The organism is Campylobacter rectus (assembly GCF_004803795.1).
Lineage (GTDB): Bacteria > Campylobacterota > Campylobacteria > Campylobacterales > Campylobacteraceae > Campylobacter_A > Campylobacter_A rectus.
Genome location: NZ_CP012543.1, coordinates 2,345,312 through 2,366,862, shown reverse-complemented (window position 1 = coordinate 2,366,862; position 21,551 = coordinate 2,345,312). Strand labels below are relative to the sequence as shown.

The window sequence follows — 21,551 nt, the reverse complement described above, 5'->3', positions numbered from 1 at the left end:
CTTGTTCTCGTTTTTGCTAATAGGGCGAGTATACTCTACGTGGCCACAAAACGTTACCGTTTTGGTCTCACGAGAGGCTCGCAAGGAGAGTTTGCCACTCCCTTGACCCACGCTTTATCCGAGTATATTTATTAAAAACAGCCTATTTAATTCGGCTGTTTTTAATAAATATTTAAACTTACGGACATATCTCCGTAAGAGCTCGGAGCAGTTAGTCGGTTATCAGTATGGAAAAAGGGATTAACGACGAAAGTGTCTTGGATAAGCTATATGATGCTTATATGGCAAATGACACCATCAATCTGCTTCATGAAGATTTCGATTACATGATTGAGGATTTAAGGGAACAGGGACAGATAAAAGACCTGCCCTATTTTAAAGAGGAAAAAGATAACCTTGTCAATATTGTCGGGAATATTGTAGGCAAGGTCGATGTCATTGAAAGAGAAAACAAGAACGGAGAAGCCTTTAAGGTGGTGAATTTTTCCGTTGTATCCAAAGATGATGAGGAAAATAAGGTATATCATAATTGCTCCGCCTACGGCGAAAAGAGTGATATTCTAAAGGATTTTAAACAGGGAGATTTCGTAAAGTTATTCGGACAGCTTAGAACCTCTATTGATGATAACGGCAGAGAACATAGCAATTAAGGATACTTTCTTCAAAGCTGCTAAAGTCAAAAGAACAGATGAAAGGACAGGAAGAAAAGAAAGAATCCGTCCTTGGAGCTATCAAGAAATATCAAGTGGAAGATAAGCAAAAGCCGAAAGAGAGTAAAGAAAAACCAAAAAGAAATGGAGAGATAAATGTATGTCGGTGTGGTCTTTGGACTGCACCAGCTCTTTTTTAGCAATTTATGAAGAATTGTTAAAATGTTATTTGTTATAGAAGCTAAGAATTAAAATATTTGTCCCATAAGTATAGAAATATGTCCCGATTTATGATATAATGACAAAGAAAATAGGAGGTATGGCAATATGAAAAAACAAAATGTTTTGAATTTAATAAAATACCATGTGGAAAGGAACGAAAATTCCTTTAGAAATGAGGCCATAGCAATAGCAAGGTATTTTGATAGCATTGGTGATTATCAATTATCTGAATATATTATGGGGTTAATATCTGAATCAAATTTATATTCGCCACAGAGTAGCGACTTTGAAAGCGAATTTTTAAAACAAGTGGAAACAAGAAACTTAGAGGCGTTAAATTTACCACTTGAAATAACAGAAGACATAAAAGGTATTATTAATGCCGTAAACCATAATGTTGGGATTAATAAATTTTTATTTGAGGGTTTACCGGGAAGTGGAAAAACAGAAGCAGCGAAAAATGTCGCAAGACTGTTAGATAGATCTCTTTTTAGAGTGGATTTTGAAAATTTGATAGATAGCAAGTTGGGGCAGACTAATAAAAACATCATAAAAGTCTTTAAAGAAATAAATATGATTCCAAATGCGAATAAGATAGTAGTTTTATTTGATGAGATTGATGTTATCGCTCTGGATAGAATTAATTCTAATGATATTAGAGAAATGGGAAGAGTAACATCTACAATTTTAAGAGAATTAGATAGATTAACAGATCTTAATAAAGAAATAGTGCTTATTGCAACAACTAATCTATATTCAAATTTTGATAAAGCATTAATTAGGAGATTTGATGCGGTTATTAATTTCAATAGGTATAGTGATGAAGATTTAATAGAAGTTGCTGAGTATTATTTTTCTTCGTTTATCAAGAATTTTAAAGGAACATCAAAGGATACCAGATTATTTAAAAAAATATTAAAGACAGCTCCGAAATTACCTTATCCTGGAGAGTTAAAAAATATTATAAAAACATCACTTGCGTTTAGTGATGTTGGTTCAGAGTATGATTATTTGAAAAGATTATATAATAGCTTGATAGGGAACTTAGATCAAAAGGGTATCAATCAGCTTCACGAAGAAGGATTTACTGTGAGAGAAATAGAAAAACTAAAAGGGGAATCTAAGAGTGCTGTATCAAGAAAGTTAAAGAAGGAGGAAGTAGATAGTGAATAGGGTATTAGAATTGAAAGGGAAACGCTTTGTGCAAGCCAGTAAAAATGGTATGCGTGGCGGTATAGCTATGAACGGGAAAATAGAAGTTACCACAGAACATTTATTAAGATTAAAATCTCAGTTAAGCCAGATTAAAGAATTTTGGGATAAAGAAACAAAGCCATTTGAAGGGATTTTAGTTAGTGTTCATTATAATAAAATTGTTGCGAAAAGTAATCGAATTGCAGGACTTTTTAAAGGGACGGCTTCTAATGAAGCAATTGTTGGAGCAAAATTTAATATAGATAAGAGTAAACACATCATCACATATTTTCTTGATGAGTATGATTTGACTAAAAGCATAGAGTTGATTACAGATACTTCAAATATATTGTCTCAAAAATTTGTAGGTAAGATCAGCAAGAATATATTTGAAGATAAAAATATTGTTAATCCAACAGTTTTTAAAGATTTTTCTGTAAGTATGTCTATATTTAAACAGGTGATTGCAGATGTATCATATATTGATTCTTTTGAGGTAGAGTTGCCTACGATAGATGTAAAACAGAGCATTATAACTTTGTATGATGTAAGAAAAGATACAAAATTATTATTTGAAAGATTAGGGATAGATATTTTAAGTAGCAGAATTTTAGATAATCAAACTGTTTACTTAGACGAAAAGCAGGTAGAACTACTTTTCGAAAAAGCACCTTATCTTGTTTCAATGGCAACCGTTGATTTGTCAAGTTTATCACCTGATGATTTTATCAATGAGTATCAAACAAAAATGGTAACTATACCATCTCCAACTATTGAACCGACAATTGGTGTGATAGATACTTTATTCGATGAAAGTGTTTATTTTAGCGATTGGGTTGAATACCATGATATGGTCTCAGAAGATATACCAAAAAATCCAAAAGATTATAATCATGGGACAGCAGTGTCTTCCATTATTGTTGATGGAGCAAGATTAAATCCTTGGTTAGATGATGGTTGTGGAAGGTTCAAAGTTAGGCATTTTGGAGTAGCGGTAGGTGCTGAATTTTCTTCATTTTCAATAATAAAGAAAATAAAGAGTATTGTAATAAATAATTCAGATATAAAAGTTTGGAATATTTCACTTGGTAGTAATCTGGAAATTAATGATAACTTTATTTCTGCTGAAGCTGCAACATTAGATAAAATTCAGTTTGAAAATAATGTGATATTTGTTGTGGCAGGAACAAATAAACCAAGTGCAGATATAGTAAAAATAGGCTCTCCGGCAGATTCTGTTAATAGCATAGTTGTAAATTCAGTTAGTAAGAATGGTCTGTCTACTAAATATGCTCGTAAAGGATTAGTATTATCTTTCTTTGCAAAGCCTGATGTGAGCTATTATGGTGGCAGTGAAGAAAAGTACATTAGGGTTTGTGAACCTTTAGGGGCTGCGAGTGTTGCTGGTACTTCTTATGCTGCACCTTGGATTGCAAGAAAATTATCCTATTTAATTGATGTCTTAGGGCTCAATAGAGAAGTTGCAAAAGCTATGATTATTGATGCGGCAAGAGGCTGGGATGAAAAGCCGACCCCTGAGGAAGTTGCATTATATGGGCATGGAGTTGTACCTATTCATATAAATGATATTATCCAAACGAAAGATGATGAAATAAAATTTGTAGTCTCAGATATAAGTGAAAAGTGGAATACTTATAATTATCATTTTCCCGTTCCTTTAAAGGATAATAAATATCCGTATATTGCAAAAGCTACTATGTGTTATTTTCCTTTATGTGATAGATCACAAGGGGTCGACTATACAAATACGGAGCTTAATTTGCATTTTGGTAGAATGGGAGATGATAATAAGATCAAGGATATTAAGGGTGATAAGCAGAATGTTGAAGATATATCAGAGGTGGAAAGAAATTATCTTTTAGAGGATGAAGCCAGAAAACAGTTTAGAAAATGGGATAATGTGAAGTATATTGCAGAAAGTGCCACAAAAAGAATGATACCAAAAGATTCTTATAAAAATAAAAATTGGGGGATGGAAGTAAAGACAAATAACCGATTAGATCCTCAAGATGGCGTAGGAGTTAGGTTTGGTGTTGTTGTAACACTCAAAGAAATGAATGGAGTTAATAGAATTGATGAATTTATCAGAAGTTGTACATTAAATGGTTGGTTAGTAAATGTAATCGATGTTGTTAATAGAGTAGATATTCATCAAAAAGTGAATGAAGAGATTGAATTTGAATAGGACTAATAGTGAAAGTGCAGGGAAACGAATGATAGAAAATATAGGAATTAATTTGATTAGTAGTGGAATTTGTTTTTTGATTGGTGTATTTGTAGCTAATTATAGAAGAATAGGGTTGTTTGTAAAATCACTGATACATTGGAATAAAGATATTAGGTTTAGCATTGCATATCTATATAAAATAAAAATAGACAATAAATATCTTTTAATCAAAGGAAATAAAATAGAACAATTGCAGCCTGTAGGGGGGGGAGTGTATAAAGTTTATAGCTCTTTTAATGTAATTGAAAGAAAACTGAATATTAACTTTGAAAATGAAAGAGGTTTTTATGAGGATGGCGATTTAAGATTTTGTACTAAAGGTAAAAATATTAATAAAGTATTAAAGTGGTTTAAAAGTAGAGAAAATAGAGAGGTAGCTGTATATAGAGAATTTTATGAAGAAATTATAAAGAATAATATATTACCTATCAAAGTACTAAGTGATATGAGTATAGAATTTTTAAAGCAAATAAGGCCTAAAATGACTTATTCTAAGCACTTTAAAAAGAATGAGATATTATTATTTGATATTTATGAGATTCATTTAACGGATAAATACAGAGAGATATTATGTGAATATATAGAAAAAGAAAATGATTTAATTAAACTTGTGGATAGAGAAGATATTGAAAAGGAATGTGTTGATATAAGTGGAAAATCATTTAAAATAGGAGCGCATTCCCAATATATTATTTAAGAAAGATAGGAGATAGAATGAAAGCATTTTATATGTCTAAAGAGATAAAAGAGCTTATTGATGAAATTGATGTTTCTGAGTCAAATTACGAAAAAGCATCAAGCAGATATAAAGCAATTGCAACTTATATAAAAGAATCTGATTTAACAAAAGGCTCAAGATAAGTTGAGCGGATTCTCTCTTATCAATTTTAACAGTTTCTGATATAAGTTTTCCTGTGTAGTTTTAGTATTATATCTAAATTCACACTCTTTAAGATGAAGTAAGAAATTCCCTTTCTTAATGCCTTTAAATTTAGCTAGTCTATGTTTAGCGTATCCCTAGAAATTCTCAATGCCATTTATATGGTTTTTCCCATTAGCGAATTCATTTTTGGAGTGTTTTACTCTGTAGTGTGCTTTGACTCCGTAATCAACTAAACCATCGTAAGCTTTCCAGCAATCAGAATATATAGTAGAGCTATCAAGCTCGCTATATTGCGATAATATAGGTATTAACTCACTAGCAGAGCAGTTTTTAACTATTTGAGTATAAACTTTGCCGTCTCTTTTAAGCATACCGAATACCGGTGTTTTATTTGCTGCCCCTCTACCTCTTTTTCCTCTTACTCTTTTAGATCCGAAGTAACTTTCATCAATCTCAAAGCGAAGCTTCTAGGCGAGCTTGCGAGCTGGAAATCTCACCGCTAAATTTACTTATCTTTTCACACTCTTTAGACATTAGAATTCTTATTTCTCTAAATATTTTACATAGCGTTACTTCTGAAATTTTAGTTAAATTCGATATCTTTGATGCTTCTATGTCTTCTGTAAAGTACTTTAGAATTTCTCTAAATTTCTTCTCTGAAATTCGGGAACGGACTATATACTTATTTTTCATTGACAAAATCATAGTTAAAAACTCCTTTGAAAGTTTTTAACTTATCTTGAGCCTAACAAAATATAGTCCGGATATTTACCTACAAGGATCTATTAAGCTGGGAACAGCAATTAAACCTCTTACTGAAGACGGGGCGTATGATATAGATATTGTTTGCAACATGACTAAAAAAAGAAGACATCATCAGACTCAAAGAGAATTAAAAGACGAACTTGGAAAAGCAGTTAAAAATTACTCGTTAAAGCATGGTATGGAAAATTTTCCAAAAGAAAGCAATAGGTGTTGGACATTAAATTATGTAGATGAATCAAATTTTCATATAGATATCTTACCTGCAGTTCCTTGGAATGATATAGATGATGGAAATATTGCAATTTCAGATAAAAGAAGTGATAACTATGATGATATAACATTTGACTGGGAAGTTAGTAACCCTAAAGGATATTCTGAGTGGTTTAAAAAACAAAGTGATTTTAAAACAATAAAAGAATCATATGCAAAACAATTTTATGCAAAGATAGAAGAAATTCCAGATTATAAAATAAAAACTCCATTACAAAGAATTATACAATTGTTAAAGAGACATGCAGAAGTTATGTTTGCAGATGATATGGAATATAAACCATCTTCTATTATAATTACAACCTTGGCTGCAAAAAATTTATCCTGAATGTACAACTGTTAGTAATGATTTTGAAACATTACTATTGAATGTAATTAGAAAACTTTTAAATGGAATTGAATATAAAAATGAAAATCCCTGTATCTATAATCCGGTTAATAGAAAAGAAAAATTATCTTTGAAATAGGATAGAAATAGACAATATTTTGAAAATTTTTTAAAATGGTATGATCAACTTAAGGTTGATTTTAGCGTGGATAATGAAGCATTGCCTTTAAATGAGAGTTTGTTTTATATACAAAGAAGTTTGCACAAAAATAGTAACGAAATTGGAATTTCATTAAATTCTTTAAGTCATCATCAAAAACCTAAATGGGAAATATCAAGTATTGCTAAGACTGACGTAGGGATAAAAGCAGATTATAGTTGGCATGGTTTCAGATTTAAGCAAATAAAAAGTGGTGAAGCTTTGAATAAAAAAGGAAAACTTAGATTTGAAGTCAATGCACTTACACTTAATATAAAAGACTATGATATATACTGGCAAATAACCAATACTGGTTACGAAGCAATCAATGCAAATTGCTTAAGAGGAGACTTTTATAATTCTAAGCTTGAACAAGGAAAAAGAATAAGAACAGAAGAAACTTGCTATGCAGGTAGACATTATGTTGAGGCGTATTTAGTAAAAAATGGTATTTGTTATGGGAAAAGTAAACCTTTTGAAGTTAATATAATTGATGGTCTTACTTTTGAGTGGTTTAATACCAAAAAACTAGGAGGGTAGTGTATGCCTGATACAATTATAAATTGGTTATTTGGATTAGTTAAAACAATACCTGAAGATATTATTAAAACGCTGATATTAGGTTTTTAATTTTAGTTCTAAGAATACTTGTTGAAAAAGTTAAATTTTTAAAAATATCATATTAAAATTGTTTGATGCAAAGATAGAGATATTTCCTAAAACTGTTTTTATTGAATCTCCAGATTATCATTATACTGCAAAAAAAGAGATAAATTTAGGGGCTCAATTAAACTTAAGCGGATTTTAGCTGCGACTTGCGTCGCTACTTACAAGACCTCTTATCAATTTTAGCACAATATGATAGAGCTCTTTTATAGAAACATCACTTCGTGAGCGTTTCGCTTGTTTTGTATCTTTACTGCTATTGTATCTAAATTCGCATTCCTTAAGATGAAGCAAGAAATTCTCTGTCGCTACACTCGAGAAGATTCCTTTAAATTTAGATAATCTATGTTTAGCATATCCCCGTCTGCTCACAGTAGCAAGCAAAGCGCGGCTAAGCACATACCCTCTTAGATCCGAAGTAACTTTCATCTATTTCAAAGCGAAGCTTCTGGGCGAGTGTGCGAGCTGGAAATCTCACCTGAAAACTTAGATATTTTTAACTTCGCTACGCTCGTTACTTTTCAAGAACATAGTTCTCATCGTAACTTGCTGCTCTTTTGTGTGAGCTTAAGTTAAAGAGAGCCTAAATTTATATAATCTTTTTTACTCATCTTTAAAAACAACTACAACAAACAACTTTTCGGTTAAATTTTTATTGCATTATGCCGCCGGTTTCTTTTCAAATCCCCTATTTACAGCATTTTGCTTTTACTTTACAAAAAATTAGAAAGTCACTATAATACGACTTCAATTTCAAAATTTTACCATAAGGAGAACCTTATATGTCAATCACAAGCAATACTGTCAGCGCGTTATATGCCACACTCTTTAATAGAGCTCCCGAAGGTGCGGGACACGCATTTTGGCTCAATGCGGCCAATAAGCAAAATTTGAGTGTTGAACAACTCGCTCACCAGATGCTACAAACCAAGGCGTCCAAAGACTACTTTGCAGGCAAAGAGTCGAATTTTGAGTTTATCAATCACATCTATAAGAATTTATTCAACAAAACAAGCGCCGACGATCCTCAAGGCGTGCGTTTTTGGACCGATAAACTCGATAAAGGAATTTCAAAAGCGACCATAGTATCGGAGTTGATAAAAGCCGCAACGCAGGGCGTGTTTAGCAAACCTGAAGACATCAAAGCCCAAAAGCTTTTTTTAAATAAGGTAAAAGCGGCCGAGCTTACGTCCAAAGTTATCGAAAACATCTCGGATAAGGGCAGTCTTGCCGATAAGATAGCCGGATTTCAAGCTATCCTTAAAAATATCAAAGACAGTAGCACGCCGACGCAAATCGCTCAAGTCATCAAACAAGAAGCCCTAAAGAACAATTTAAAGATAGCAGACGATAAAAAGATCGCCGAAATTGTAAAATCTCTATTTCCTTCTTGGGATAAGGCTGCGGTAGAACAAGCCCTAAATAACACGACGGCTTCTACGGATATTTATGCTCCAAATCCGGGCGGAAACGGTCAAGGCGGCGGTTCCGGCGGAGGCGGCGCTCAACCTCCTCATACGCCTCAACAACAAAAAGAACAAGCGGTTAAAAAGGCCCAAGACGCTCTTAACGCAGCCCTTAAAGCCGCACAAGATGCAAAAACCGATAAATTGGCGGCAAACTATACTAAAGAAGCTCTTGAAAAAGCGGCGGAAAACAGCAATATCAAATCATACGGCTTGCAGTATCTGGATAAAAAGCTCTCCGAATCGTCCGTAACCGACGAACAAAGAGCGGCTTTAAACAAAGCCAAAGATAACCTCAACAAAATCAGCGGTAAAATCATCGATAAGAAAAATCTAGTAGACGCTCAAGGCAAAGCAAACGTTGCCGATAAGGCCGGCAATCTTGCAGATAAACAGGTTTTATTGGCTAAAGCGGAGCTATCGTTTGCTCAAGCGGATGCCAAAAAAGAATCCGTAGATCAAATTTACAATAAAGCCGCCGCCGATAACAATGCCGCCGTCAGCGCAAAAGAAGTGGCGGAGGAATTAAAAAATCTCATAAACGATACCGCTAAAAATACTATTCAAGAGATTGCCAACGGCATAGACGGCACATCCTTGAAGCCTGCTCAAAAAGAAATGGCGAAAGCCCAGTTGAAACAGTGGGCTAAAGAGTTGGGATTGGGTGATGCGGATAATAAAAACGACGCCTTAAAAAATAAAGCCGATGCATACGAGAAAGATACCAAAAATAAAGCCGGCGCCGCGGAAAAAGCTTTTAACGATGCGGATGAAGCGAAAAAAGCAAACGATAAGGTTTTGAGCGGTGCGGATGTAGCGGCGGCTAAGTCTGATGTCGCCAAAGCTTTACTGGAACTAAAACAAGCCCAAGTGACTGCAGCGCAAAACAATCTTAAAGAGGACGCCAACAATCCCGATCTTAAAGCCGCTTTAGCCAAAGCCGAAGCTGAGCTGCAAAAAGCTAAGGCCGATGCATTGGCCGATTTGGCTAAAAAACTGGGAGCGGTCGAGCTAAAACAAGTAGGAGACACAACTCTTTATAGAAGTGCGGATGGAAAGTATAGCGTCGATATCGGCAAAAAGATAGAAAAAGACAAAACTCTCGTAGTGGATAAAACGACTAATAAACTCCACGAGATAGGCACCGACTCTACTTCCCTTGGAGAGGCTAAATTTACCGATAAAGCGCTTTTACGATCCGATGCGGGGAATAAAATTACCTTATTTAAAAATGGAGAAAAACAAATCATTTACATTGAAAAAGACGGTAAGGTCATATCCGCTGTTAATAAAGAAGGAACAAAAGCCTATTTCCTAAAAAACGCCGATGTCGCAGCTGATTACGATACGCTTTCAAAAGGCGCATTTGAAGGCGATAAACTTAAAATAGGCGGTAGCGAGAAAGAGGGATATGAAGCACAGATATCACAAGATGGCAATAAGTTTAAAGTCGATAAAGTAAAAGTGGACGGAACCGATTATACGTTTGATAACGCCAATCGTCCCGCTATCGATGAGACAACGGACTACAAGGTAAAAGATCTAAGCGGCCTTAAAATCCCTCTGATAAACGGCAAGGTCTATAACGGAACAAGAGACGGATCAAAGATAAAGTCCGATAGCCAGTCCGGTATCGGCAATCTTGACAGTGTTGAAAAGGACAATAAGGTTTATAAATTTAATGCCGATTATAAAGTGACATCTATCAAGGATGGCAACTATACTTATGTCTTAAAATCTCCCACCTATTTCGGTAATGCCAGAAACGATCTGAATACGCAGGAAAAACAAGCTAAAGCATCGTCTAAAATTTTAGATCAAGACGGCAATGAATTTATTTTAAACAATGAAGGCAAGATAGAAAAAATAAATTTAAAAAACGGTGCGGAGCTAACGCTAGAAAATCCTGCCGCGTTTAATAGCGCGACTTTAAACGATCTTAAGATAAGCAATATTAAGTTTAAGGATACGAATTTCAAACTTATGGGCGAGCATAAATACGGCGAAGCTAAAACGTATGAAAAAGTCGACGGCAAGAACTTACTCAAAGCCGGAAACAAATATATCAACACCGAAGCTGAAAAAGACGGGCTTAAACATACCGTCACAAATGCCGAAGAAAATAAATACACGCTCACGGTTACCAAAGGCGCCGCAAAAGTATCCGAAGAAAAGCTCGAAAACGGCATAACCAAACTGACGACTTATGGAGATAACGGCACTGACGTAAAAGACGTCACGATCTCGGGCACATCTGCGAATCCAAACGATACCGTCGATGTTGTGAACTCAAATGAAGATAACACGGGTAAAGTCCTGGCAAGCAATCTGGAAAAAACCCAATTTAAAAGCATAGAGAAATTTAATATTAACGCTGCGGTCAGCAATCTGTCGTTTAAACAGTTTGAGAAAATGAACGGAGCCGATACGAAAGAGATTAGCCTCGGTGCCGCTTCTACGACTATTAGCGATGCAAAAGGCAACATCGATCTTAGCAAAGTGAAATATAATAATAAAAAGCTTTCTATGGATATCTCGGATAACAATACGAAAGATACCATAAAATTGAGCGGCGATAAAGGCGAACTAAGTCTCAATGGCTTTAATGCGGCGGATGATAAGATAGATTTTAGCAATCTCGGCGCTACGGATAAAACCGTAACGTCAGCTAATTCGCCTGAAACGACTATCGAAAACGGTAAAATTTACAAGACGACCGTTAGCGGAAATATAAATGATAATGTCTTTGATCAGTTGTTTGCCGCAAGCGGAAAGACTTTTAAAACTACCGTAACTAAAAACGCGAAATCGGTAATAGCCGTTAAAGGATCCGATAAAACTAAACTTTACTCGGTAGAGGATAAAGACGGAAACGGCACGATAGACCAGAGCGAAGTAAGCTTAGTAGGTACTTTAGATAGTAGCGTCGAGCTTAACAACTCAAATATCGCATAAATTTATTTTGATTCTGTCGCCGCTATGGCGGCAGAATTTTCTATTCACTCCAAAATATTTCTCTGTAAGATTACAAAACAATTCGGAAACTTTATCGACGGTTTTTATGCGTAAATTTACGTATGAAATGAGAATTTAAGAGCAAAACGAGCGTATATTTTATCTTGCAAGAAGAGGCTTCGGGCGCAATCAAAGCGGCGAATGCTGGCAAGATCGTATCGCCAACGATCGCTAGATGCTTTGATCCGACAAAGAGCGGCGTCGGTGCCTTGATCGTGGGGCCTACAGTCTTGACTCATAGTATTTTTATCTAAATTCGCCTCATCGGTCCGAGTTTTAGCGGATTTTAATACCGCTTGAGACGCTTTGACGCAGGAACGTGAGCTCGCGCGGGCATCCGCTATCACGCGCAAACGAGCTTTGGGATGTTATCGCGCATACAGCCCGGGGCATATTTTGGCAGATGCTCGGTATGGCTGCCGCTGCGGCTCTACCGGCCGGGCCGACTTTTGGCAGATCGGCAAAAATTCGCGACGAACCGCAAAAACTCGGCTTTTAAAATTTGGATTTAGCGATAGAAATTTGGAAAAATAAAATATATCGCGTGAAGTGAAATTCGATAAATTTAGCGTTTTAGGTTATTAAATTTGTAGCTTGCGGACCTGTTTTGCTCAGCGTAAAATCAGCGGTTTGTCTTTAAATTTGAGTTTATAGCAGGTAGAATTCGGCCTTAAATTTAAATGTATTTGTCGCGCTTTAAAGTTTAAATTTTAAGCAAATTTATGAGTTTGGTTAAATGCGGGATCGATCTGTCAAGCGTTAAATTTAAACCGCCGATATAAATTTAACAAGCGTCGCAACCAAAAAGACTCGGCAAAACGCCTGATCAAATCGCCGCTTTTAGCTAAATTTTAATAAAATAAAATTACTAGCATACGTGCCGTTATCAAATTTAGCTAAATTTTACCATCCGCATAGTGCGCAAATATAAATTTAAAATTTGCAAGTAAAACGGTCGGTTTAGTAGATTTTATAAGAGAAATTCCCTCGAATTTACGAGGGAATTTAAATGAGCTTTTAGCGTCAAGGCGTAGAAATACCGACCAGATCTACGTGCACTGGGTTTTCTATATCGACTTTGATAGTATGCGTGCCGCTTGTATCAGTGTAGGTGCTCTCGTATCTAGTGTAGCCGTTTTCTACGCCGGGATCGTTAGAGACTTTAGTAAAGCCCTTAAGACCTACCGAATCTTTTTTATCGCCTTTGATTTTTAAGATGGTATCTTTGTTGTCCGTCATCGCAAAGATATCGGCCGCGGTCATATTATTGAGCTTAACCGTATCATCGCCGGTATATCCTAAGTGTAACTGTTCAAAATTTGAAATCTTTTGATTTAACGTATCTCGTATCGCATCAAAATCAACGTCTTCGTTAAAATACAAGCTATCGTATCCCTCGCCGCCGTCAAGCAGCGTATCGTTTAGCTCGCCGTAAATTTTGTCGTCTCCTTCTCCTCCTTCTATATGGTCATCGCCATAACTGCCTTTTATCGTATCGTTTCCGCTTCCGCCCTCTATGGTGTCGTTGCCGTTATCGCCGTATAAAAAGTCGTTTCCATCGCCGCCGTCTATGGTGTCGTCGTCTCCGCCGCCATAGATGTTGTCGTCTCCTTCGTTACCATAGATGGTATTATTTCCGGCTCCGCCTTCTATTTCGTCGTTTCCTTCTCCTCCATAAATTTCATCGTCACCGTCTCCTCCGTAAAGCGTATCGTTGCCCTCGTTGCCGTAAATCGTATCATCGCCCTCATCGCCGTAAATGACATCGTTATCCGCACCGCCATACAGCTTATCCTCTCCTTTGCCGCCGTAAAGCGCATCATTGCCGTCGTTGCCGTAAATCGTATCGTCTCCATCGTTGCCGTATACGATATCATCGCCGCCTTTTGCGCGAATGATATCTGCTCCTTGGGTTCCTTGGATATAGTCTGCGTTATCCGTCGGTTGATCGGATAAGAATGCGGTTTTTATCGATTTTTTGATATCTACTTTGACGAGTTCGCCCTTATCGTTTAATCCCTCGTAACGATTGTAATTCGCATCCAAGCCGTTCGTATCGGCCGAAGCGGTAAAGCCGCTTAAAACCGCGATATCTTTATCGTCGCCGTTTATTTTTAGGATCGTATCTTTGTTTGAGGTAAGCTTTGAGATATTTTGAGGACTTAAGTTTCTAAGCGTTGCGGCGTTGCTGTTGCCGCTTCCTAGATCCAGTATCTCGAAATTTTTGATCGCGTCTGCTTGCAGCGTATTAAAATCGATCTCTTTATCTTCAAGGATGAGCGTATCCACTCCTTCGCCGCCGTCAAGCAGCGTATCGCTTAACTCGCCGTAAATTTTATCGTCTCCCTCGCCGCCTTTTAGCGTATCTTTGCCTTTGTGTCCGTAAATTTCATCGTTTCCTTCTCCGCCGTCTATCGTATCGTCTCCGTCGTTACCGTATAGCGTGTCGTTTCCGGCTTCGCCGTCTATCGTATCTTTTCCTTCTCCGCCGTAAATTTTATCGTCGTCGCCGCCGCCTTTGAGGATGTCGTCTCCTTCATTGCCGAATATATTATCCTTTCCGCCTTCTCCATAGATGGTATCGTTTCCGCCTTCGCCCTTTAAGATATCGTCTCCTTCGCCGCCCTTTATGGTATCATCTCCGTCGTTGCCGTAAATTTTGTCCTTACCCTCATTGCCTTCTATTGTGTCGTTACCTTCGCCGCCGTAAATGGCATCGTCTCCGGCTCCGCCAAACAGCTTATCGGCTCCTTCGTTGCCGTGGATGATGTCATTGCCTTCGTCGCCGTAAATTTCATCGTCTCCGCCGTTTCCGTATATCACGTCGTCCCCGCCTTTTGCGCGAATGATATCCGCTTCTTGGGTTCCTTGGATATAGTCCGCATCATCCGTCGGTTCTGTAGCTGCAAATACGGTTTTTATGGATTTTTCGATATCGACTTTGATGAGTTCGCCCTTATCGTTTAACCCCTCGTAACGATTGTAATTCGCATCCAAACCGCTCGTATCGGCCGAAGCGGTGAATTTTTTATCTAAGATTACGGTGTCTTTATTGCCGCCGCTTATTTTTAAGATCGTATCTTTGTTTGAGGTGATATTAAGGACGTTTTGCGGAGTAAGATTTTTTAGAACCATACCGATATAAGAGCCTTTGTTTAAATCCAATATCTCGAAATTTTTGATCTTATTTTTTTGCACGGCGCCTAGATCTATCTGAGAGCCCGTGAGCAAAAGCGCATCTATTCCTTCGCCGCCGTCAAGCAGCTTATCGTTTAGTTCGCCGTAAATTTTATCATTTCCCTTTCCACCGTAAATGGTATCGTTGCCACCATTGCCAAATATGATATCGTTTCCGTCTCCGCCATAAAGAGTATCGTCTCCCGCATCGCCCATTATTTCGTCATCACCGCCATCGCCGTAAATAGTATCGTTTCCGTCGCCGCCGGTGATCCTATCTTTCCCTTCGCCTCCATATATCTCATCATCGCCCCCAAGACCGTCTACGAAGTCATTGCCTCCTTTGGCATCTATGAAATCCTTTTTATCGGTTCCTCGTATATGATCCGTTCCATCAGTACCCACTATCTTGTTTGGTTCCTCAGGATTCGGTACCGGCGGTTGAGGAGGATTCGGGTTCGGTTCAGGCTGCGGATTTGGCGCAGGAGGAGTAGGAGGAGTAGGGTTATCGGGTGGAGTAGGGGTATCCGGAGTACTTGGATTATCTTCTTTAGGCAGTATCTGTTTTATCTCATCTTCACTCTTACCCGTTACTTGAGATAAAATCTTAACCTTATTGTTTTGTTTTGCGGATTCATCCAGTTTGGATTCGTCTACGGTTAAATTTCCTTTATTGTCTTGTATAACCTTTTTTATATCATTTGCTTTTAAAGTAGAGGATATATTGCTATTAATATCCGTAAAAGATTTTAAAGCGTTTTGTATGCTTGAGTTAGGAACGTTTTGTATGCTATCTGCTACCATATTTGAAGCAAGTACTTTATTTACTAAAAGATTGTGAGCCGCTTTAGTAGCTTCATCGGTACTGTTTGAGTATTTAGGATCAAGAGCTTCTTTAAGAAGCTGGCTTGCTATAAAACCTTTATTAGCTCCTTCTTTTAATTTATTTATCCAAAAGGCTTTACCCTCTTTATCTATACCCGCACCTTTACCCAGTACGTTTTCATAGATATGGTTTATAAACTTTTCGTCGGTATTTAAATTACCTCCGAAATACTCTTTTGCCGCACCGGTATTAAGCATAGCGTTTGCGATATCTGCCATACTTAGGTTTTGAGTATTTGCGGCATTTAGCCAGAATTTATTTCCGGCACCTTCACTGGCTCTACCAAACAGTGCTATGTATAAAGCAGAGATATGGGACTGGGTTAGGGACATTGGGACTCCTTTGTAAAATATTATAAAAAGCGCCTGAAGCGCTTTTTATAAATAAATTGACTACGAGAAATCCATATTATTTTCTGTTAAGTCAACACCTTGATATTTGTCGTTCGTGATTGTTGCGACAAGCTTAATTTCATCCTTTTCGATGATGCCGTCTCCGTCGTCGCTGATGCTGTAAATTTGGGTTTGATCTTTGCCTTTTGCCGCAAACACCGCCTTGCCGTTTGCCTCGATGGCGTTAAGGTATTGCGCTAGTTCGGCGAAATCGCTACCTGAAAAGTTTTTATTTTCGATATCGCTTGCTATGTCGGCTTTATAAATTTTACCGTTTTGCGCGCTTTGAGCGGAGCTTATCTTGACCAAATTCGAGTCTGTCGCGCCAAGATTTTTTAGGTTGATTTTATCGTTTGTTCCAAAGTCGGAAATTTGGAAATTTTTAACGGTTTTATCGAAGATAAAGGTTTCGTTCGCATCGGTTGCCTGCGTAGAACCGTTTGAAGGCAGATCTTTGATCTTGATATCTTGTCCGCTTGCATACATAGACTTGTTTTCTTCGTATTCGGAGTATGGTATGGCATCGTCATATGCGCTTGAGGCAGGCGGTATGACTTTGTCGTATGCGCTAAATTTACCTTTGATGGAGTCATACTGCTCTTTTGTGAGGTTGGAAAGGTCGATAGGCACGTTGTTTTCGGTACTGTCTATGCCTTGTCCTTTATCGCCCAATCTATCTTTGTTGGCTATGAGATCCATGATGCCGTTTTGGATGTTTGCGGAAGTATCTTTGATCGTGAAAGTCGCGCTGGAGCTTTTATGCTCTTGCAGTATCTTTTTAAATTCCTGCACGGTAACTTCCAGCAATGATTGCATACCGAAAAAGTCGGCCATAGTAAATACATCGACTTTATCGCTTAAAGCTATGGCTTTATCTTTAGGCTGTAAATCGGTAGCTCTTATGGTATCGTCCGTAGCAAACGCATCTTCGCCCAGTTTATTAAACATCTCTCTGCTCACCGAAATTCTATCGTCGTTTGTCGTCGAGTCTATGGACTTGATCTTGTTGGCGAGATACCGGGTATTGTTGTCCGTATCAAGATAATCAAGCAGCTTTTGTATCTCTTTTGAATTTGAGCCTTTTATGTTGATGGACTTATTTGCAAATTTAGTGTGGGCGCCGGGGGTTGAAAGCAGAGCTTTTGCGGCTTCTGCGGTCATATCGATGTCTTTTATGCTGCCCGCTTTAAGCTTATCAAAGCCTCCGTTTGCTTTAACGGCCTCAAGCGTATTGGTATCTAAAACTCCGCCTTTAAGCGTTATGCCGGCGTCCGAAATTTTAGATACGAGCGTCGATGAAAGTTTTGCAAGCTCGTCTATGCTAAGCTCGACTTTATTTATCGCATCGGCCTTAAATTTGCTTGCGATGCTTTCCAGGTTTTTAAGCGTTTCAAAATTTACATTTTCGTCGATTTTGAGTTTGGTTATGCTGTTGTCGGCCACTTTATCCATAAAGGCTTGTTTTAATTCTTTGAGCGTTTTAGCGGAAACGCCGATATCTTCTATGGTATCAAAACCGTCTTTTTTGCCGTAACCTTCTATCTTTGTTATCTTTTGATCGGCGCCAAAGGTGTATTTGACGTTTTTATATGTAACGGTATCGTTTTCAAGCATATAATTAGCGTTAAAGTCTCCATCGAAGAATTTTTCTACGGTTACGGCTTTATCTTTTACCAACTGCGTCGTCATAGCATTAGGATTCATACTTTTGTAGATAAAGTTGTTGTGAGGATTTGTTTTATCGTTGCCGATTTTGATCTCTTTTATCTGATCGGCTCTTAGGAAAGTATACGTAGTATCGCCGAGTTTTAAGGTATCTCCGTCGTGAAGGTTGCTAGCGACCGATTCAAAGCTTAATTTTTTTATTTGATCCATATTTAAAAGACTCATAAGTCCCGCATAACCTTTGACTCCTATGGCGAAAACCCCTTTTTCTCCAAAGTCGATCCATCTTACGGCCATACTGTCCGTATCGAGAGGTTGAGTGCCGGCCGCATCTATGAAATATTTTCCGTCCGCGTCTTTGTAGATATTGTCTATCCCCGGTATTTTAACTCCCGGAGCCTCATCTCCAAAAAATTTAACGAAACCTTTTTCATCGCTTACTTTTACAAGGCCTTCTTTTTTAGTATTACCGTAGAGTTTAAATCTACCGTCGGTCGTTCCTTGTGCGGATTCTCCGATTTTTACTTTACCTAAATTTACATTCTTAAATACAAGCAACGTATCTATGCCCGCATCATACACGTCCCCTTTTATTTTGTTTGCATCGTTTCTCGAGATATAGACGTAAAGATCGTCGCCTCTCATAAAATATTTTATGGAATTTGCCGGCAACCCGCCGTCTTTGTGTTCGAGTTTATTTGCAAGTCTTTCTATGGATGTTATATCTTTTGCAAAATCGATAACATCGCCCGGTTTGGTATGGATGACATGCGTACCGCCTTCAAGATCGTCGGCCTTGCCGATATTATAGGTTGTCGAACCGTCGGTATTTTTTATCTGAGTGATTCCTTTATATTCGTATACCGCGTTTTCCGTCTCCCCGTAAACTGGTTTTGGGCTCTCGCTAGGATCAGGAGTCGGCATTTCATCAGGAGTCGGTCCCTTAACATCGTAAACGTTATTATCCTTATCATCCTGCGACACTATATCTTTTATAGCTTCGTATTTTGATTTTTCGATGTTTATTTTTTTATTATCCGAGCTATCTAGGGTTTTGATTTTAGTTAGATATTTTTGTATGACGTCAAGATTCTTTGATATATTTTCGGACGTATCTTGGATATTTACTTTGCCTTTCTTTGACATTTTGTCTTTTATAAGGTTAAAATCGGCGATGCTTACGGTAAGATCATAGCCCTCTTTTATGAAAAATTTCTCGACCGTATCGTGTTTGATTAGCTCCATATCGTTTTTGCTGTTAGTAACGCCGTTTAGCCAAATTTTACCTGCTACTATCTTATCCAAAAATGCTTTTGTAAGGGTGTATGTAGGATCGTCCGCATCTAAAGCTAGGGCGCCGACGTTAAATTTGATGCTGTGTATTTTAGAAAGCGTATCAACCTTGCTTATGCTCGCTACCGCGTTTAAAAAGCCGTATCTATCATGTATATCGATAGAATTATCCGGAGCTTTATCTTTTAACTTTGCAAAATCGTCCGCCTCTATCTTTAAAAAATTGCCCGCCTTCATCGTAAAGCTATCGACTTTATCGTTTAGTGCAAGCGCTTTATCTCCAGCTTCAAGATCTTTAACTTCTATTTTGTTGTCTTTGCTGAATTTATCCGCCGTTATCGCTTCAAATTGAGATTTCGTAACGCTTATAGGTTTATCGTTTTGAGTTGAGACGAGGGATTTTACCTTGTCTTTATACGCCGCCAGTTCTGCGATCTTTTCATTTATGGCTGCCGACGTATCCTTTATGTCGAATTTCTTATCCGCATTCTCAGGTTTTGCGGCTTCTTTTAAGAAATCCGCCACGTTAAGATCGCTCTTTTTTACTTCATACACTCCGTTATCTTTATCGTCCTGGGATATTACGTCTTTTAAAGCTTCGTATTTTTCTTTTTCTATATTTATTTTTTTATTATCCGAACTATCTAGAGTTTTGATTTTAGTTAGATATTTTTGTATGACGTCAAGATTCTTTGATATATTTTCAGACGTATCTTGGATATTTACTTTATCGGCTTTTGATATTTTATCTTTTATAGCGTTAAAGTCGGCGACATTTACGGTAAATTCTTTGCCTTCTTTTATAAAAAATCTCTCGACTACGTTATGTTTGACTAGTTCTATATCTTTTTTGCTGTCAGTAACATCATTTAGCCAAATTTTACCTGCTATTATTTTGTCAAAAAACTCTTTGGTGATTACGTAGTTTGGGTTATTAAGGCTAACACTTGAGCTAATTTTAAATTTTATACTATGGATTTTAGAGAGCGTAGCGGCCGCACTTAGACTAGGTATCCCGTTCATAAATCCCCAGTCGTCGTCAACGGCGATAGAGTCGTCCGGAGCTTTATCTTTTAACTTTGCAAAATCGTCCGCCTCTATCTTTAAAAAATTGCCCGCCTTCATCGTAAAGCTATCGACTTTATCGTTTAGTGCAAGCGCTTTATCTCCAGCTTCAAGATCTTTAACTTCTATTTTGTTGTCTTTGCTGAATTTATCCGCCGTTATCGCTTCAAATTGAGATTTCGTAACGCTTATAGGTTTATCGTTTTGAGTTGAGACGAGGGATTTTACCTTGTCTTTATACGCCGCCAGTTCTGCGATCTTTTCATTTATGGCTGCCGACGTATCCTTTATGTCGAATTTCTTATCCGCATTCTCGGGTTTTACGGCTTGTTGTAAAAACGTAGCTACATCGACCTCTTTATTCGGTTCAGGATTCGGTACCGGCGGTTGAGGAGGATTCGGGTTCGGTTCAGGCTGCGGATTTGGCGCAGGAGGAGTAGGAGGAGTAGGGTTATCGGGTGGAGTAGGGGTATCCGGAGTACTTGGATTATCTTCTTTAGGCAGTATCTGTTTTATCTCATCTTCACTCTTACCCGTTACTTGAGATAAAATCTTAACCTTATTGTTTTGTTTTGCGGATTCATCCAGTTTGGATTCGTCTACGGTTAAATTTCCTTTATTGTCTTGTATAACCTTTTTTATATCATTTGCTTTTAAAGTAGAGGATATATTGCTATTAATATCCGTAAAAGATTTTAAAGCGTTTTGTATGCTTGAGTTAGGAACGTTTTGTATGCTATCTGCTACCATATTTGAAGCAAGTACTTTATTTACTAAAAGATTGTGAGCCGCTTTAGTAGCTTCATCGGTACTGTTTGAGTATTTAGGATCAAGAGCTTCTTTAAGAAGCTGGCTTGCTATAAAACCTTTATTAGCTCCTTCTTTTAATTTATTTATCCAAAAGGCTTTACCCTCTTTATCTATACCCGCACCTTTACCCAGTACGTTTTCATAGATATGGTTTATAAACTTTTCGTCGGTATTTAAATTACCTCCGAAATACTCTTTTGCCGCACCGGTATTAAGCATAGCGTTTGCGATATCTGCCATACTTAGGTTTTGAGTATTTGCGGCATTTAGCCAGAATTTATTTCCGGCGCCTTCACTGGCTCTACCAAACAATGCTATGTATAAAGCAGAGATATGGGACTGGGTTAGGGACATTGG

At 37.5% G+C, this 21,551-nt stretch carries 11 protein-coding genes and 2 pseudogenes; 9 read left to right on the top strand and 4 right to left on the bottom strand.

Translation table 11 applies throughout. The annotated features are described in order from the left end of the window. Positions 1-227: 227 nt before the first annotated feature. The 6 genes from CRECT_RS11330 (at position 228) to CRECT_RS11305 (ending at position 5,175) form a co-directional block, all read left to right on the top strand. The gene (locus CRECT_RS11330) at positions 228-650 is read left to right on the top strand and encodes a single stranded DNA-binding domain-containing protein (RefSeq protein WP_100067291.1); all 423 of its coding nucleotides are present in this window, start codon (positions 228-230) and stop codon (positions 648-650) included. Positions 651-688: 38 nt separating this feature from the next. Beyond that, complete coding sequence (locus CRECT_RS13300) at positions 689-850, top strand: hypothetical protein (RefSeq protein ID WP_171992753.1); 162 nt, start codon at positions 689-691, stop codon at positions 848-850. A 127-nt stretch (positions 851-977) separates the two neighbouring features. Then, positions 978-2,045 carry an ATP-binding protein gene (locus tag CRECT_RS11320; protein ID WP_002946162.1) on the top strand — a complete coding sequence of 356 codons (1,068 nt, stop codon included), beginning with the start codon at positions 978-980 and terminating at the stop codon, positions 2,043-2,045. Then, positions 2,038-4,272, top strand: a complete 2,235-nt coding sequence (locus CRECT_RS11315) for a S8 family peptidase (RefSeq protein ID WP_002946160.1) — start codon at positions 2,038-2,040, stop codon at positions 4,270-4,272. Before CRECT_RS11320 ends, CRECT_RS11315 begins: the two co-directional genes overlap by 8 nt. A gap of 28 nt (positions 4,273-4,300) precedes the next feature. Beyond that, positions 4,301-5,011 carry an SMODS-associated NUDIX domain-containing protein gene (locus CRECT_RS11310; protein ID WP_002946159.1) on the top strand — a complete coding sequence of 237 codons (711 nt, stop codon included), beginning with the start codon at positions 4,301-4,303 and terminating at the stop codon, positions 5,009-5,011. 17 nt (positions 5,012-5,028) lie between these two features. Beyond that, a complete protein-coding gene (locus tag CRECT_RS11305; protein WP_002946161.1) occupies positions 5,029-5,175 on the top strand; it encodes a hypothetical protein in 147 nt (48 codons plus the stop codon). Here CRECT_RS11305 and CRECT_RS11300 read toward each other — a convergent pair. Then, a pseudogene (locus tag CRECT_RS11300) lies at positions 5,167-5,902 on the bottom strand (IS1595 family transposase). The gene CRECT_RS11305 and the pseudogene CRECT_RS11300 overlap by 9 nt on opposite strands. Before the next feature lie 34 nt (positions 5,903-5,936). On the opposite strand from CRECT_RS11300, the gene CRECT_RS12370 reads away from it, so the two are divergent. Together CRECT_RS12370 and CRECT_RS12365 are read left to right on the top strand one after the other, a co-directional pair. Further along, positions 5,937-6,560: a nucleotidyltransferase domain-containing protein gene (locus tag CRECT_RS12370; RefSeq protein ID WP_050771518.1), complete on the top strand. Its 624-nt coding sequence runs from the start codon at positions 5,937-5,939 to the stop codon at positions 6,558-6,560. Positions 6,561-6,765: 205 nt separating this feature from the next. Continuing rightward, on the top strand, positions 6,766-7,299 hold the full coding sequence (locus tag CRECT_RS12365) for a nucleotide-binding domain-containing protein (RefSeq protein ID WP_050771517.1): 534 nt from the start codon (positions 6,766-6,768) through the stop codon (positions 7,297-7,299). A 264-nt stretch (positions 7,300-7,563) separates the two neighbouring features. Here CRECT_RS12365 and CRECT_RS12820 read toward each other — a convergent pair. Next, positions 7,564-7,785, bottom strand: a pseudogene (locus CRECT_RS12820) (hypothetical protein); the annotation flags it as partial. Between the two features lie 422 nt (positions 7,786-8,207). Between CRECT_RS12820 and CRECT_RS11290 the strand changes: the two are divergent. Next, on the top strand, positions 8,208-11,846 hold the full coding sequence (locus CRECT_RS11290; RefSeq protein ID WP_004320855.1) for a DUF4214 domain-containing protein: 3,639 nt from the start codon (positions 8,208-8,210) through the stop codon (positions 11,844-11,846). Between the two features lie 1,083 nt (positions 11,847-12,929). Here the strand turns inward: CRECT_RS11290 and CRECT_RS11285 are convergent. Continuing rightward, entirely contained in the window at positions 12,930-16,301 is a 3,372-nt protein-coding gene (locus CRECT_RS11285; RefSeq protein ID WP_171992752.1) for a DUF4214 domain-containing protein, read from the bottom strand. Positions 16,302-16,361: 60 nt separating this feature from the next. Further along, complete coding sequence (locus CRECT_RS11280) at positions 16,362-21,548, bottom strand: DUF4214 domain-containing protein (protein WP_171992751.1); 5,187 nt, start codon at positions 21,546-21,548, stop codon at positions 16,362-16,364. Between the last annotated feature and the right edge of the window lie 3 nt (positions 21,549-21,551).